We start from the raw sequence: 15,161 nt of genomic DNA, 5'->3' as shown, positions 1-15,161 counted from the left end.
TTCACCACTCTCCCCCGGCAGTTATCTCGACGTCAAGAGACTCGACGCCAAGAGACTTCATGTCGACACAACCACTACACTGATCGCCATGGAGGACGAGGTCGATCGGCTGGTCGCAGCGTGGCGCCGGGAGCGCCCGGACCTCGACGTGGAACCGCTCGAGGTGCTCAGCCGGGTGAGCAGGCTGGCCCGGCACCTGGACCGCGCACGCCGGCTCGCCTTCTCCGAGCACAGCCTGGAGCCCTGGGAGTTCGACGTCCTGACGGCGCTCAGGCGCGCAGGCTCGCCCTACCAGCTCTCCCCCGGGCAGCTGCTGACCCAGACGCTGGTCACCTCGGGCACGATGACGAACCGCATCGACCGGCTGGCCAAGAAGGGCCTGGTGGAGCGACTCCCCGACCCCAGCGACCGGCGCGGGGTGCTGGTCCGCCTGACGGACGAGGGCCGGGACCGCGCCGACCGGTCCCTGGCCGGGCTCCTGGATCAGGAGCGCGCGCTGCTGGCCGAACTGTCGACCGCGCAGCGCGGCGAACTGGCCGGCCTGCTACGCCAGTTGACCGCCCCGTTCGACAACATCCCCGGCTGAGGGTCTGCCGGGCGGACCGGCGCGGGGTCAGGCGCTGCTGCTTTCCTCCACCCCGATCCGCCCGGCGGGCCCCAGATCGGCCGGCCCCACCCCGGCCCGGCGGGCCAGTGCCACGGCGGCCAGCGTGGAGTGCACGCCGAGCTTGCCCAGGACGTTCTGCATATGGGTGCGCACGGTGTGCGGGGACAGGTACAGCCGCTCGGCGACGGCCTTGCGGCCCAGCCCCGCGACCATGCAGCGCAGCACCTCCCGCTCGCGCGGGGTCAGCGACTCCACCAGGCGCTCGCTCTCGGTGCGGTGCTTGCGGGCGGCAGTCAGCTCCCGCAGCACACCGGTGAGCAGGGCGGGCGGCAGATGGGTCTCGTCGCGCAGGACTCCGCGGATGACGGTGAGCAGCCGGGACAGCGAGCAGTCCTTGGCGACCCAGCCGCAGGCACCGGCCTGGAGGGCGAGCGCGGCGCGCCGCGGGTCGTCCTTCTCGGCGAGTACGACGGTCCGCACCCCCGGCTGGGCCCCTCGCACCCCCGCGACCAGGGAGATCCCGTCCACCAGTCCGTCCTCGTCGCCCTCCCGCACGGGGACGGCGGGCCGGGCCCCGGGGACGGTGCCGCCGAGGTCGGCGTCGACGAGCACGACGTCGAAGCGGCGGCCGTCGGCGGCCGCCCGCTCCAGGCAGCGCAGTGCCGCCGGGCCGGAGCCGGCCGCGGACACCTCGACGTCGGGCTCGGCGGCCAGGGCGGCGGCGAGCGACTCGGCGAAGATGCGATGGTCGTCGACGACCAGGACTCGGACACGAACCACTGAAAACCCCCTTCCCCACGCTCCTGGTCAGAGCGGGGGAGTCTCCCATCGTCGGAGAACGCCGAGCGGCACGGACCCGACGCCCGGAGCCGAGCACGGTCGCACGGCCCTCGCCGTACCGGACCGCCATCCGCCTCCGGTGTCCTGCCCGAGCCCTCTCGCCCCCCTGACCAGCACCGGCCCCCACCGGTGCCGCTCATCAGGGTACGGCCGGCAGCCGGGAGGGGAAGGCAATTCGCAGAACTGACCGGCCGACGCGTTTAGGGTGTGCCGCATGTTTCGTATTGAGGCAGAAGTCGACAAAGCGCGCCACGATCTGCTCCGCTCCCGCCTCCGCGACACGAACACGGCGGCCTCCCCGCTCATCGACGCCCTGCGCAGAACCCCCGCCGTCCGAGAAGTCCCCATCCACCTCTGGGCGTTGGACGACTCCGGCGATCTGGCGGGCGGGCTGGTGGGCCACACCTGGGCGACCTGGCTGCATGTGACCCACCTCTGGGTCGACGACCCCCACCGCGGCACGGGCCTCGGCTCCCGCCTGCTGACCCGCGCCGAGCGCATCGCCCACCGCGAACGCGCCTGCGTCGCCGCCCGCCTGGAGACCTGGGACTTCCAGGCCCCGGACTTCTACCGCAGGCACGACTACAGGGTGGTCTGCGCGATCCCCGACTACCCGCCGGGGATCACCGAGTACACCATGATCAAACGCCTGCCCTGACCGGACCGGCTCCCGGCGAAGGGACCCGCGCCCGCTCCCGTTCCGTCAGGCCAGCCGCCTCGCGCCCGCCGAGGGAACCGCCTCGAAGACGCGCGGGGTCTGGTGGCCCGCGTCCGTGAAGGACTGCTCGATCGCCTTGGTGAGGGCGGGGACGTCGGAGGACTCGGCCAGGACGATCGCCGAGCCGCCGAAGCCGCCGCCGGTCATCCGGGCGCCGAGAGCGCCGGAGGCGAGGGCCGTGTCGACGACCAGGTCCAGTTCGGGGCAGGAGACGCGGAAGTCGTCGCGCAGGGAGGCATGGCCCTCGGTCAGGATCGGGCCGATCGACCTGATGTCGCCCGACTCCAGAAGGGACACCACCCGTTCCGCCCGCCCGTTCTCGGTGACGACGTGACGGACCAGCCGGGCCACCTCCTCCTCGCCGGCCAGGTCGGCCAGCGCCGCGTCCAGACCTCCGTAGGGGATGTCGCGCAGGGCGTCCACGCCCAGCAGGGCCGCGCCCTTCTCGCAGCCCGCGCGGCGCCTGCCGTACTCGCCGCCGCTGTGGGCGTGCTGGACCCGGGTGTCGACGACCAGCAGGCGCAGGCCCTCGGCGGCCAGGTCGAAGGGGATCTGACGCTGGGACAGGTCGCGGGTGTCCAGGAACAGGGCGTGGCCCGACTCGCAGCAGGCCGAGGCGGTCTGGTCCATGATGCCGGTGGGGGCGCCGACGTAGACGTTCTCGGCGCGCTGGCACAGGCGGGCCAGTTGCCAGCCCTTCAGGCCCAGTGCGTAGAGGTCGTTCAGGGCCAGGGCGACCACGACCTCCAGGGCCGCGGAGGAGGACAGGCCGGCGCCCGTAGGAACCGTCGACGCCAGGTGGACGTCCGCGCCGGTCACCTCGTGACCCGCCTCGCGCAGGGCCCAGACCACGCCCGCGGGGTAGCCGGTCCAGTTCCGGTCGGACTCCGGGGCCAGCTCGTCGACCCGCAGTTCCACGGGCCCTCCCGGCACATCGGCCGAGTGCAGCCGCAGTACGCCGTCGTCGCGGCGCGCGACCGCGGCGGTCGTGACGTGCGGCAGCGCGAAGGGCATCACGAAGCCGTCGTTGTAGTCGGTGTGCTCGCCGATCAGGTTGACGCGGCCCGGCGCCGCCCAGATCCCCTCCGGCTCGGCGCCGTACAGCTCGGTGAAGCCTTCCCGGACCTCAAGTGCCCCCACTTACCGCTCCCTTGCGATGTGCTGCGCGAACTCCCAGGCATCCGCGACGATACCCGCGAGATCCGTGCGGGTCGGGTTCCAGCCGAGCTTTTCGCGGGCGGCCGCGGCCGAGGCGACCAGGACCGCCGGGTCGCCGGCCCGGCGCGGGGCCACGACCTCCGGGACGGGGTGGCCGGTGACCCGCCGGACGGTCTCGACGACCTCGCGGACGGAGAAGCCGTTGCCGTTGCCGAGGTTGCACACCAGGTGCTCGCCGGGCCGGGCGGCGTCCAGGGCCAGCAGATGGGCCTCGGCGAGGTCCGCCACGTGGATGTAGTCGCGTACGCAGGTGCCATCCGGGGTCGGGTAGTCGTCGCCGTAGACGGAGATCACCTCCCGCCTGCCCTGGGCGACCTGGAGGACCAGCGGGATCAGGTGCGACTCGGGGTCGTGGCGTTCGCCGTACGCGCCGTGGGCGCCGGCCACGTTGAAGTAGCGCAGCGAGACCGCGCCCAGGCCGTGGGCCGCCGCCTCGCCGGCGATCATGTGGTCGACGGCGAGCTTGGAGGCGCCGTAGGGGTTGGTGGGCCGGGTCGGGGTCGTCTCGACGATCGGGACCCGCTCCGGTTCGCCGTAGGTCGCCGCCGTGGAGGAGAAGACCAGCGTGCGCACGCCGGCCTCGCGCATCGCGGTGAGCAGGGCCATCGTGCCGCCGACGTTGTTCTCCCAGTACTTCTCCGGCTTGACCACCGACTCGCCCACCTGCGAGAAGGCGGCGAAGTGCAGCACCGCGGCGAAGGAGGGGTCCAGCCACTTGGCGGCGTCCCGGATGTCGCCCTCGACGAAGGAGGCGCCCGCGGGCACGCCCTCACGGAAGCCGGTGGACAGGTTGTCGAGTACGACGACCTCGTGACCGGCCTGAAGCAGGTGCTGGGCGACCACGCTGCCGACGTAGCCCGCGCCACCCGTCACCAGGTACTTCCCGCTCATGAACCCGCTACCTCCCGCAGTCGCTCGGCCGCACGCTCCGGCGGCACGTCGTTGATGAACACGTTCATGCCGGACTCGGAACCCGCGAGGAACTTCAGCTTGCCGGAAGTGCGGCGGATGGTGAAAAGCTCGAGGTGGAGTGCGAAGTCGTCGCGCGTGACACCGTCGGACCCGGCCGGCACGCCGAACGGGGCCTGGTGCCAGGCGGCGATGTACGGCGTCGGCGGGGCGCCCTCGCCGAAGAGCCGGTCGAAGCGCCGCAACAGGTCCAGATAGATCCCGGGGAACTCCGCGCGCGCCGCCTCGTCGAGTCCGAGCAGGTCGGGGACCCGGCGCCGGGGGTACAGGTGAACCTCGTAGGGCCAGTGCGCCGCGTACGGGACGAAGGCCACCCAGTGGTCGCCCTCGACGACGACCCGCTCGCCGGCCAGCTCCCGCTCCAGGACCGCGTCGAAGAGGTTCTCCCCGCCGGTGGCCTCCCGGTGGGCCGCCAGTGAGCGCAGCATCAGCGCGGTGCGCGGGGTGGTGAAGGGGTAGGCGTAGATCTGGCCGTGCGGGTGCCCCAGCGTCACGCCGATCTCGGATCCGCGGTTCTCGAAGCAGAACACCTGCTCCACGGAGGGCAGTTGGGACAGCTCCACGGTGCGGTCCGTCCACGCGTCCAGGACCAGCCGGGCCTGCTGCTCGCTCAGGCCGGCGAACGAGGCGTCGTGGTCGGAGGTGAAGCAGACGACCTCGCAGCGGCCGAGGTCGCCGGTCAGCGAGGGGAAGCGGTTCTCGAAGACCACCACGTCGTAGGAGGAGTCGGGGATCTCGCTCAGGCGGTCGCCCGTGGAGGGGCACAGGGGGCACTCGTCGGCCGGCGGGTGGTAGGTGCGGCCCTGGCGGTGGGAGGCGACGGCGACCGCGTCGCCGAGCAGCACGTCCCGGCGCACCTCCGAGGTGGTGACCGTCGGCTCCAGGGGGCGCCGGTCCACCGCGTCGCGCACGGTGTCGTCGCGCAGGTCGTAGTAGACGAGCTCACGACCGTCGGCCAGCCGGGTCGAGGTCTTCTTCACTGTCGGAACTCCCTACTGGTCCCCGGGCCACCGGTCCGCGAGTCCGCACCCCGCCGGCACCCCACCACTCCCAACACAATCAAACACAACACGCCACAACCCACCACCCCTTTTCAGATCACGATCGAACAAAGTCCATCAACAACTGAACGCGGAAGCGTAGGTTCGACCGGCTCCACCGGGCAGGCCGTCAGGGCGCTACGCGCCCTGGAATCCGGATGCGGCGGCACACCGCGCCGCTGGCACACGATGCGATTCCCACCCGGCCTGAACGGCGGGCCCTCCTCGCAAGAGAGCAGACGCGGGCGTCCCCTCGTCCGGTGCGGGGGAGCCGGGACCGGGCCGGAGTTACAGCAGCGGGCCCGCGCGGTCCAGCAGGCCGGTGCGGGCCGCCAGGGCCGCCGCCTCCAGCCGCGAGCCCACCCCGAGCTTCATCAGGACGCGCTGGACATGGGTCCGGGCCGTGCTGGGGGCGATGCCCATGCCGGCCGCGATCAGGCGGGTGTCCTCGCCCTCGGCGACCCGGACCAGGACCTCCACCTCGCGCGGGGTGAGCATCCGCAGCAGACGCTGGCCCTCGTCGTCCGGTGGGGCGGCGGGGTTCAGCAACTCGCCGAAGGCGCCCTGGAGGAGCTGGGGGGCGACGGCGGCCTCGCCCGCCCTCGCCTTGATGATCGCCCGCTCGACGCCCTCGATGCGCTCGTCATGGCGTACGTATCCCGAGGCCCCCGCCGCGAAGGCGGCCGCGATGCCGCGCGGGGACGGAACCGGGCCGAGCACGACCACCACGACCTGCGGACGCTCCCGCTTGATCTTCACCACCGGGTCGAAGGTGCCGGGCTCGGCCGGTGCCGCCGTGCCCAGCAGGCACACCTCCGGAGCGCGGCTGATCACCAGGTCCGCCGCGCCCGCGGCCGGCGCCGCGGCGGCGAGCACGCGGTGTCCGCGCAGCTTCAGCGCCGAGGCCAGCGCCTCGGCCAGTAGCCGGTGGTCGTCGACCACCATGAGCCGCACTCCCATCGAGCCCCCAGTCCCCCCAAGGATGTCCACAGCCCCGGGCTGCGGCCCCCCGGCACGCCACCCGTCATGCCCCCGGAAGCTACACGCTTGTTCGACGTCGCGCTGCCCCTACCGGCGAGAAGTACCCCCGGATCGGCGGACTTTTCGCATTCCTCGCATTCAAAACTCATTTCGAGGGTCATGCGCGGGCGCCGAGTGGTACGCGCACGGCCCCGCCCCCGGTCGGGGGCGGGGCCGTGTCGTTCCGGCCGTGCGGCGGATCAGCCGCCCACTCCGAAGGCCAGCGCCAGGTAGTCCTTGCCGAGGGACGAGGACGACGCCTTGCGGGCGTAGATCGACGACATGTAGAGGTGGCCCTGGGAGTAGAGGAACTCCGCGCGGTCCGGGGACATGGAGGTCTCCGCGTCGCGCACGTCCCGCGAGGCCGGGTTCTCCAGCAGCTTGGTCTGCTTGAAGCTGCCGCCGTCGATGCTGACGATCTGGCCGCCCTTGTCATAGGGCGGGCTCTTGTACGCGATGACGTCGGCGCCGTCCATGCGCAGCGGGTAGATGTGGTAGCCGTCGCCCGCGTCGGCGCGCTGGCCGGTCTGCTTGCCGGTGCCCAGGTCGAACGCGACGATCTCGTTGGTCTTGCGGAACTCCTCGCTGCCGTCGTGGTCCTCGGTGGGCACGTACAGCCGGTCGTCGCCGACCGCGAGGCCCCGGCAGTCCTCGACCCTGCTGATGCCGTCGCAGCGGGCCGCGTAGGTGTCGCCGGGCGCCGAGATGTGGGCGCGCAGCTTGCCGGTCCCGTTGTCGATGGAGAAGAAGTCCGAGATGCCGCTGCCGTCGCCCGCGCTCTGGCCGACGTCGGCGGCCACGACGAGCGGATCGGTCGAGACGATCGCGGCGTACTCGATGCCCTGCGACATCTTGTACTCCGAGATCACCTTGCCGGACTTCGGGTCGATCGTCTGGATGTGCAACTGGCGCTGCCCGTACTGGCCGCACTTGCGCACCGCGACCAGCTTGGCGCCGCCGCCGTACCCGGAGTCGTAGCAGGTGTCGGCCGCCTTCGGGGCCCACAGGACCTTGCCGTCCGCGATGTCGAAGGCGGCGCCGCCGCTGGTGCCGCCCACGGCGACCGTGCCGCCGCTGACGGTGACGTTGTCGAGACCGATGGGCTGGTCACCGGACTTGACGGTCTGCGTCCACAGCTTCTTGCCGGCGTCGAGGTCGATCGCCGCGACCTGGCTGCAGCCGTGCGTGGGCTTGTCCTTGGTCGGCATGGCCGGCTCGTAGACGATCGCCGCCTTGCCGTCCGAGGTGGTGTGGTTGCTGGCCTCGCACACCGGGCCGGGCAGCTCGATCGTCCACAGCTTGGTGCCCTTGTCCCGGTCGTAGCCGACGACCTCGGCGACGCCGCTCTTGACGTACGCCTTGTCGGTGAGCCAGGAGCCGGTGGTGGTGACCAGGTCGCTCACCTCGGGCATCGGCACCTGGTAGAGGACCTTGGCGGCCGGGTCGGACGGCGCCTTCTCCGTGCCGCCGGAGCCGGATTTCCCGTCCCCTTCCTTGCCGCCGGTGCCGCCGCTGGAACTGGCGGTGTCCTGCTTGCCGCCGTCGGACCTGTTCGAGTACCAGATGCCGGTGCCGATGATCAGCGCGATCACCACGACGGTCGAGACGATCATCACCACCTGGGCGTTGACCTTCCGGCCGCCGCCCGGCGTTCCAGCCTGCGGCTGCACCGGCACGGTCGGCGGCTGGCCGGGATAGCCGTACCCGGACTGCTGGGCGCCGTACGGGTTCGGCTGCGCGGCGGGCGACTGGGCGTAGGGGTTCGGCTGCCCGCCCGGGTAGCCGTAGCCGGGCTGGGGCTGCGGCGGTCCGGCCGGGGGCGGCGTCTGCGGGGTGCCCTGCGGCGGCTGCGGTGCCTGCGGGTAGCCGTAACCCGGCGCCGGCTGGGGGGACTTGGCGAAGTCCGGGCCGCCCGCGGGCGGCGTCTGCGGGGACTGTGCGGGCTGCTGCGGCAGCTGGCCCTGCGGCTGGCCGTAGCCGCCGGGCTGCGGCGGCTGGTTGGGCGGTGGGGGCGGCTGGGACATGACGAGTGCACCTCGGAGGAAGCGGAGGGGGCGGGACGACGGGGAAGCAGAGTGGCCGGAACGGCGTGCGGCGCCGGCCGCGCGTGGCGCGGCCGGCCGGGCTCACTTGCCGTAGGCGAGCATCAGCTTCTCCTTCGTGTCGGCCTTTCCGCGCAGCCGGGTGGTGGAGAGGTAGAAGCGTCCGTCGACCCAGTCGACGGCCCGCGAGTAGAAGCCGTTCTCGATCGACGCGGTGCCCTCCGGGTTCTGGAGCAGCTTCACCGGAGTGTGGACCGAGCCCGCCGTCGCCACGGACACGATCTGGCCGCCCGCGTCGTACGAAGGCTCGACGTACACGATGAGCTGCCCGTTCTCCACCTTGAGCGGCATCATCGAGGTGTCCGTCGGGGACTTCACGCGCCACTTCTCCTTGCCGGTGGCGAGGTTGAGGGCGACGATCTCGTTGGCGCCGGTGGTGACGTCGGTGGGCAGGTAGAGGGTGTCGGCGTCGGAGGCGACGGCCTGGCAGCCCTGGAGGTTACGGGCGAGGATGGCCCAGCCGCAGTCGGCGTTGAAGTTCGACTTGGTGTCCACCTGGGAACGGATGGCGCCGCCGCTCAGCGTCGAGATGTTCCAGTGCTTCTTGTCCTTGTCCACCGAGTACAGGACCACCGGGTCGACGGAGTAGACACGCTCGACCGACCAGTCCTTGGGGATCTTCTTGGTCCACCTGACCGCGCCGGTCGCGGGGTCGAGCTCCTGCACCTCGTCGTGCTCGTTCGAACCGCCGGCCCCGCACGACGCCACCGCGAGCAGCCGGGCACCGCCCGCGAAGGCGCCGGGGAAGCAGGCCTGGCCGTAGCGCCGCTTGTCGAAGAGCTTCTTGCCGCTGTCGATGTCGTACGCCGTGCCCGACTGCGAGCGGCCCACCATCAGCGTCTTGCCGGCCACGGTCATCTCGATGGTGAGCGTGCTGTCGAACAGCTCGCCGTCCTCGACCTTGATGGTCCAGCCCTTCGCCCCGGTGTTCAGGTCGACCTGCTGGAGCTGGTTGCACTTGGCGCGGTCGCTGCTGCCGCTCATGTAGGCCACGACCACCTTGTCGTCGGCCGTCTTCTGCGGTGTCACCGCGCAGATCTTCTCCGGGAACGTGATCGGTTCCCAGGTGGGCCTGCCGTCACCGACGTTGTAGGCGAAGACCTGCTTGTACGCCGCCTTCACCGCCGTCTTGTCGGTGATCCACATACCGGGGGCCTCGGCGCCGCCACCGGGCGCGGCGGGCGCCTCCTTGTACCAGAGCACCTTGGCCTCGCTGGACTTGCGGCCCGCGTTGAGGTCCTCCGCCTCCCCCTTGCCGTCGCCGCTGCCGTCACCGGGGTTGACCGGGGCGTCGGAGACGGCGGACTTCGAGGGCTTCGCGTCGTCGCTCGCGTCGGCGACCGGCTTCTTGCCGCCGTCGTCGCCGCTGACGGCCCAGACGGTGACACCGACGACGAGTACGGCGGCCACCGCGGCGCCGATGATGGCCGCGGTTTTGCCCTTGAACGGGCTGCCGGAGCCGCCGGGGGGCGGGGTGCCGGGCGTGCCCGGGAAGTGCGGCTGCTGCGGGTAGCCGTAGCCGGGCTGCTGCCCGTACGGCCCCGGCTGCTGCGGCTGCCCGTACGGGCCGGGCGCGGCGGGCGCGCCGTAGGGGCCGGGCTGGGCGTAGGGCCCGGGCTGCTGTGGGTAGCCGTAGCCGGGCTGCGGCGGGCCGGCGGGCGGGGGCGGCGGCGTCTGCGGCGGCTGGGCCGGGGGCGGGGGCGTGGCCTGGCGCGGGTCCTGGGGCGCTCCGAAACCGCCCTGGGCCGGCGGGCCCTGGGGGGCACCGAAACCGCCCTGCGCCGGTGGGGTCTGCGGCGGCCCGAAGCCGCCGGACTGCGGCGGCTGGTCCTGCGGCTGCGGCGGCTGATCCTGCGGTGCTCCGAAGCCGCCCTGGGGCGGCTGGCTGGGCGGCTGAGACATCAGCGCGCTTCCCCCTCAATCACTGCTTTTTAGCCACGCCCTGAGGTACTCGAAGAACCCAGAGCCGCCCGGGAAAGTCCCCGGACGGCTCATTCTTATCACTGGCAACCTGCCCGCCACCGGCCCGAGTCGGCCCCTGTTCCCAAGGGAGGACCGGCCTGTGACGCGCCCGTTATGCGTGGCGGGCCCGGGGGATTTCCCTCCAGAAAACCACCACGCGCCGTTCACACGGCGCGTGCGCCGGACTGTGGCGGGCCCGACCACGACGGGCCCGCCCGCAGCGCTACGCGTCCTCGGCGAGTTCGAGCCAGCGCATCTCCAGTTCCTCCCGCTCCCCCGCCAACGCGCGCAGTTCGGCGTCGAGTTCGGCGACCTTCGCGAAGTCGGTGGCGTGCTCGGCGATCCGCGTGTGCAGCGTGGACTCCTTCTCGGAGATCCGGTCCAACTGCCGTTCGATCTTCTGCAGTTCCTTCTTCGCGGCGCGCAGTTCGGCGGCGCTCCGCTCGGGCGTGGCCTGCTCGGCGGCGGGCGACGGGACCGGGGCGGCGGCCGCGGCCTGCTGCTCCATCCGCTGCCGCCGCTCCAGGTACTCGTCGATGCCGCGCGGCAGCATCCGCAGCGCGCCGTCGCCGAGGAGCGCGTACACCGTGTCGGTGGTGCGCTCGACGAAGAAGCGGTCGTGGGAGATGACGATCATCGAGCCGGGCCAGCCGTCGAGGACGTCCTCGAGCTGGGTGAGGGTCTCGATGTCGAGGTCGTTGGTGGGCTCGTCGAGGAAGAGCACGTTGGGCTCGGCCATGAGCAGGCGCAGGAGTTGCAGCCGCCGCCGCTCACCGCCGGACAGGTCGCCCACCGGCGTCCACTGCTTCTCCTTGCCGAAGCCGAACGTCTCGCACAGCTGCCCGGCGGTCATCTCCCGCCCCTTGCCGAGGTCGACGCGCTCGCGCACCTGCTGCACGGCTTCGAGGACCCGCCAGTCCGGGTCGAGTTCGGCGACCTCCTGGGAGAGGTAGGCGATCTTCACGGTCTTCCCGACGGCGATCCGCCCGCCGGCGGGCTGTGCCTCGCCCTCGGTACGGGCCGCGTCCGCCATGGCCCGCAGCAAGGAGGTCTTCCCGGCGCCGTTGACGCCGACGAGACCGATCCGGTCGCCCGGACCGAGGTGCCAGGTGACGTGCTTGAGCAGCACCTTGGGCCCGGCCTGCACGGTGACGTCCTCGAGGTCGAAGACCGTCCTGCCCAGCCGCGAGGAGGCGAACTTCATCAGCTCGCTGCTGTCGCGGGGCGGCGGCACGTCGGCGATCAGCTCGTTGGCCGCCTCCACGCGAAAGCGCGGCTTGGAGGTGCGGGCGGGGGCGCCGCGCCGCAGCCAGGCCAGCTCCTTGCGGATCAGGTTCTGCCGCTTGGCCTCCTCGGAGGCGGCGATGCGTTCGCGTTCGGCGCGGGCGAAGACGTAGTCGGAGTAGCCGCCCTCGTACTCGTGCACCGCCCCGCGCTGCACGTCCCACATGCGGGTGCAGACCTGGTCGAGGAACCACCGGTCGTGGGTGACGCACACCAGCGCGGAGCGGCGCTCGCGCAGGTGCCGGGCCAGCCAGGAGATGCCCTCGACGTCGAGGTGGTTGGTGGGCTCGTCCAGGACGAGCAGGTCCTGCTCCTCGATGAGCAGCTTGGCCAGCGCGATCCGCCGCCGCTCGCCGCCGGACAGCGGCCCGATGACGGTGTCGAGGCCCTTGGGGAAGCCCGGCAGGTCGAGCCCGCCGAACAGTCCGGTCAGGACGTCCCTGACCTTGGCGTTGCCCGCCCACTCGTGGTCGGCCATGTCCCCGATGACCTCGTGGCGGACGGTGGCCTCCGGGTCGAGGGAGTCGTGCTGCGTGAGCACCCCGAGCCGCAGCCCGCCGGAGTGCGTGACCCGTCCGGTGTCGGCTCCCTCCAGCCTGGCCAGCATCCGGATCAGTGTGGTCTTGCCGTCGCCGTTGCGCCCGACGACCCCGATCCGATCCCCTTCGGACACACCGAGCGAGACACCGTCGAGCAGGGCGCGCGTTCCGTACACCTTGCTGACGTTCTCGACATTGACCAGGTTGACGGCCATTTCACTCCTGTGCGCGGGGGTCGGTCAGCCTTCTAGCGTAGGGCCTCGCGGGCGGGGACGGTGCGCGAGAGGGCGGTCACTCTTTGTGATGACATGATCGAGATACGGCCGCTACGGTGGGAAGGCAGGTCCCAGGATCCCGCCATGGGAGGAACCATGACTGCCGAGCCCATTCCCGAGGTGACCGTGCCCGAGCCCGAGCCGGCCTCCCGGTGGCCGATGCCGCCTCAGGACGGCTGGACCGTGGACGACCTGCACACGCTGCCCGGCCTCCCGCCGCACACCGAGATGATCGACGGAAGCCTGGTTTTCGTGAGTCCGCAGCGCTATTTCCACAGCATTGTCATCGACCTGCTGGTGAGCGGCCTGCGCCGGACGACTCCACCGAGGCTGAAAGTCACCCGGGAGATGACCGTCGTCATCGACCGCAAGAACGGGCCGGAACCGGATGTCTCCGTGATCCGCGCCGAGGCGGTGACCAGCCGCAGCCAGACGTCCTTCCGGGCCTCCGACGTCGTCCTCGCCGTGGAAGTGGTCTCGCCCGACTCCGAGTCCCGCGATCGCGACACCAAGCCGCGCAAGTACGCCGCCGCGGGCATCGACCACTTCTGGCTGGTGGAGATGGTGGGCGAGGAGGAACGGCCGGTCGTCCACGTGTACGAACGCGATCCGGTCACCAAGACCTACATCGTCACCGGAATCCACCACGACCGTCTGAAGCTCTCCGTCCCCTTCGACATCGACATCGACCTGACGGAGATCGACACCCTCTGACCGGGCCGCTCAGAGCACCGTGGCCCCCGGCGCGGGCCCCGCCGCCACGCGTACCGCGCGGCACGTGCCGGACTCCCGCAGGGCTCGCGCCACCGTCCCCGCCGACTCGGCGTCCGCCACGAGGAACGCCGTCGTCGGCCCCGACCCCGACACCAGGCCCGCCAGGGCCCCCGCCGCGCGGCCCGCCGCGAGCGTGTCCGCGAGGGACGGGCGCAGGGAGAGCGCGGCGGGCTGGAGGTCGTTGGTGAGCGCGGCGGCGAGGGCGGCGGTGTCCCCCTTCTCCAGCGCGGCCAGCAGGTCCTCGGAGGCGACCGGTTCGGGAATGTCCGTGCCCTCGCCGAGCCGGTCGAACTCGCGGAACACCGCCGGGGTGGACAGCCCGCCGTCGGCCATCGCGAACACCCAGTGGAAGGTGCCGCCGACCTCCAGCGGACGCAGCTTCTCGCCGCGCCCGGTGCCCAGCGCCGCCCCGCCGACCAGACTGAACGGCACGTCGCTGCCCAACTCGGCGCAGATGTCGAGGAGTTCGTCGCGGGAGGCGTTCGTGCCCCACAGTGCGTCACAGGCCGCCAGCGCGCCCGCGCCGTCCGCGCTGCCGCCCGCCATGCCCCCGGCGACCGGGATGTCCTTGGTGATGTGGATGTGCACGTCGGGGCGGAGGCCGTGGCGTTCGGCGAGGACGAGGGCGGCGCGGGCGGCGAGGTTCGTACGGTCCAGGGGGACCTGGTCGGCGTCGTGGCCCGCGCAGGTCACGCGCAGCTCGTCGGCCTCGGTGACCGTGACCTCGTCGTACAGGCCGACAGCGAGGAAGACGTTCGCCAGGTCGTGGAAGCCGTCGGGGCGGGCGGCGCCGACCGCGAGCTGGACGTTGACCTTGGCCGGAACGCGTACGGTGACGCTCACTTACCGGTCTCCTTGTGCTCGGCGATCCGCGCGAACTCCTCCACCGTCAGCGACTCGCCCCGCGCCTGCGGGGAGACCCCGGCGGCGACCAAAGCCGCCTCCGCCGCCGCGGCCGATCCGGCCCACCCGGCGAGCGCGGCCCGCAGGGTCTTGCGGCGCTGGGCGAAGGCCGCGTCGACGACGGCGAAGACCTCGCGCTTGGTGGCGGTGGTCGCGATCGGTTCCGTGCGCCGGACCAGAGACACCAGTCCGCTGTCGACGTTCGGCGCGGGCCAGAAGACCTTGCGGCCGATGGCCCCGGCCCGCTTGACCTCGGCGTACCAGTTGGCCTTCACGGACGGCACGCCGTACACCTTCGAGCCGGGCGCCGCGGCGAGCCGGTCGGCGACCTCCGCCTGCACCATCACGAGCGTGCGCTCGATGCTCGGGAAGGTGTCGAGCATGTGCAGCAGGACGGGCACGGCCACGTTGTAGGGGAGGTTCGCGACCAGGGCGGTGGGCGCGGGGCCCGGCAGCTCGGTGACGTGCATCGCGTCGGAGTGGACCAGCGCGAAACGGCCGGCGCGCTCCGGCATGCGGGTGGCGACGGTCGCGGGCAGCGCGGCGGCGAGTACGTCGTCGATCTCGACGGCGGTGACCCGGTCGGCGGCCTCCAGCAGGGCAAGGGTGAGGGAGCCGAGCCCCGGGCCGACCTCGACGACCACGTCTTCGGGGTGGACGTCGGCGGTGCGGACGATGCGGCGGACGGTGTTCGCGTCGATCACGAAGTTCTGGCCGCGTTGCTTGGTGGGGCGTACGCCGAGTGCTGCCGCCAGTTCGCGGACGTCGGCGGGGCCCAGGAGGGCGTCGGGGGCGGGGCTGCTCACGGCACAAGGGTACGGGGGCGCGGGTGACGTGATTGCCACGGCCGCCCGGAGCCGGGTCCGGCCCGCGGCCGCCCGAAGCGGAGGCCGGCGCAGGGGGACGGCCC

At 72.2% G+C, this 15,161-nt stretch carries 13 protein-coding genes; 3 read left to right on the top strand and 10 right to left on the bottom strand.

What is annotated here, in order from left to right:
• The first annotated feature begins 88 nt into the window (after positions 1-88).
• Positions 89-586, top strand: coding sequence for a MarR family transcriptional regulator TamR (gene tamR / locus ACIQFZ_RS16055; protein WP_100571061.1), 498 nt, complete (start codon positions 89-91; stop codon positions 584-586).
• Positions 587-613: 27 nt separating this feature from the next.
• Here tamR and ACIQFZ_RS16050 read toward each other — a convergent pair whose 3' ends face one another.
• Complete coding sequence (locus ACIQFZ_RS16050; RefSeq protein ID WP_365422578.1) at positions 614-1,387, bottom strand: response regulator transcription factor; 774 nt, start codon at positions 1,385-1,387, stop codon at positions 614-616.
• 274 nt (positions 1,388-1,661) lie between these two features.
• Between ACIQFZ_RS16050 and ACIQFZ_RS16045 the strand changes: the two genes are divergently transcribed.
• Positions 1,662-2,105, top strand: a complete 444-nt coding sequence (locus ACIQFZ_RS16045) for a GNAT family N-acetyltransferase (protein WP_365422575.1) — start codon at positions 1,662-1,664, stop codon at positions 2,103-2,105.
• Positions 2,106-2,150: 45 nt separating this feature from the next.
• On the opposite strand, the gene galK is transcribed toward ACIQFZ_RS16045, so the two are convergent.
• The 7 genes from galK to ACIQFZ_RS16010 all read right to left on the bottom strand — a co-directional run bounded on the left by galK (position 2,151) and on the right by ACIQFZ_RS16010 (position 12,514).
• Positions 2,151-3,305: a galactokinase gene (galK, locus tag ACIQFZ_RS16040; RefSeq protein ID WP_383056505.1), complete on the bottom strand. Its 1,155-nt coding sequence runs from the start codon at positions 3,303-3,305 to the stop codon at positions 2,151-2,153.
• The gene (gene galE / locus ACIQFZ_RS16035; protein ID WP_365422569.1) at positions 3,306-4,274 is read right to left on the bottom strand and encodes a UDP-glucose 4-epimerase GalE; all 969 of its coding nucleotides are present in this window, start codon (positions 4,272-4,274) and stop codon (positions 3,306-3,308) included.
• Positions 4,271-5,332 (bottom strand): galactose-1-phosphate uridylyltransferase, encoded by a 1,062-nt coding sequence (gene galT, locus ACIQFZ_RS16030; protein WP_402691472.1) that lies wholly within the window; start codon positions 5,330-5,332, stop codon positions 4,271-4,273. Before galT ends, galE begins: the two co-directional genes overlap by 4 nt.
• A 348-nt stretch (positions 5,333-5,680) precedes the next feature.
• On the bottom strand, positions 5,681-6,352 hold the full coding sequence (locus ACIQFZ_RS16025; RefSeq protein WP_365422563.1) for a LuxR C-terminal-related transcriptional regulator: 672 nt from the start codon (positions 6,350-6,352) through the stop codon (positions 5,681-5,683).
• A gap of 260 nt (positions 6,353-6,612) precedes the next feature.
• On the bottom strand, positions 6,613-8,436 hold the full coding sequence (locus ACIQFZ_RS16020; protein ID WP_402691471.1) for a PQQ-binding-like beta-propeller repeat protein: 1,824 nt from the start codon (positions 8,434-8,436) through the stop codon (positions 6,613-6,615).
• A gap of 102 nt (positions 8,437-8,538) precedes the next feature.
• Positions 8,539-10,416, bottom strand: coding sequence for a PQQ-binding-like beta-propeller repeat protein (locus ACIQFZ_RS16015; protein ID WP_402691470.1), 1,878 nt, complete (start codon positions 10,414-10,416; stop codon positions 8,539-8,541).
• Between the two features lie 283 nt (positions 10,417-10,699).
• On the bottom strand, positions 10,700-12,514 hold the full coding sequence (locus ACIQFZ_RS16010; RefSeq protein WP_365426698.1) for an ABC-F family ATP-binding cassette domain-containing protein: 1,815 nt from the start codon (positions 12,512-12,514) through the stop codon (positions 10,700-10,702).
• Between the two features lie 156 nt (positions 12,515-12,670).
• Here ACIQFZ_RS16010 and ACIQFZ_RS16005 point away from each other — a divergent pair, with 156 nt between their 5' ends.
• Entirely contained in the window at positions 12,671-13,288 is a 618-nt protein-coding gene (locus ACIQFZ_RS16005; protein ID WP_365426695.1) for a Uma2 family endonuclease, read from the top strand.
• A 9-nt stretch (positions 13,289-13,297) separates the two neighbouring features.
• Here ACIQFZ_RS16005 and ACIQFZ_RS16000 read toward each other — a convergent pair whose 3' ends face one another.
• Entirely contained in the window at positions 13,298-14,191 is an 894-nt protein-coding gene (locus tag ACIQFZ_RS16000) for a 4-(cytidine 5'-diphospho)-2-C-methyl-D-erythritol kinase (RefSeq protein ID WP_365775593.1), read from the bottom strand.
• Entirely contained in the window at positions 14,188-15,057 is an 870-nt protein-coding gene (gene rsmA / locus ACIQFZ_RS15995) for a 16S rRNA (adenine(1518)-N(6)/adenine(1519)-N(6))-dimethyltransferase RsmA (RefSeq protein ID WP_365426690.1), read from the bottom strand. Before rsmA ends, ACIQFZ_RS16000 begins: the two co-directional genes overlap by 4 nt.
• Positions 15,058-15,161: the final 104 nt, after the last annotated feature.

The sequence above is a fragment of the Streptomyces sp. NPDC093064 genome, from assembly GCF_044754605.1.
Classification (GTDB): domain Bacteria; phylum Actinomycetota; class Actinomycetes; order Streptomycetales; family Streptomycetaceae; genus Streptomyces.
Note: the sequence above shows the minus strand (reverse complement) of the source record. Positions and strands in the feature narration are given on the sequence as shown.

Coding starts and splice junctions, on each gene's coding strand:
- tamR (WP_100571061.1), top strand. CDS start 89: ATGGAGGACGAGGTCGATCGGCTGGTCGCAGCGTGGCGCCGGGAGCGC.
- ACIQFZ_RS16045 (WP_365422575.1), top strand. CDS start 1,662: ATGTTTCGTATTGAGGCAGAAGTCGACAAAGCGCGCCACGATCTGCTC.
- galE (WP_365422569.1), bottom strand. CDS start 4,274: ATGAGCGGGAAGTACCTGGTGACGGGTGGCGCGGGCTACGTCGGCAGC.
- ACIQFZ_RS16025 (WP_365422563.1), bottom strand. CDS start 6,352: ATGGGAGTGCGGCTCATGGTGGTCGACGACCACCGGCTACTGGCCGAG.
- ACIQFZ_RS16020 (WP_402691471.1), bottom strand. CDS start 8,436: ATGTCCCAGCCGCCCCCACCGCCCAACCAGCCGCCGCAGCCCGGCGGC.
- ACIQFZ_RS16015 (WP_402691470.1), bottom strand. CDS start 10,416: ATGTCTCAGCCGCCCAGCCAGCCGCCCCAGGGCGGCTTCGGAGCACCG.
- ACIQFZ_RS16010 (WP_365426698.1), bottom strand. CDS start 12,514: ATGGCCGTCAACCTGGTCAATGTCGAGAACGTCAGCAAGGTGTACGGA.
- ACIQFZ_RS16005 (WP_365426695.1), top strand. CDS start 12,671: ATGACTGCCGAGCCCATTCCCGAGGTGACCGTGCCCGAGCCCGAGCCG.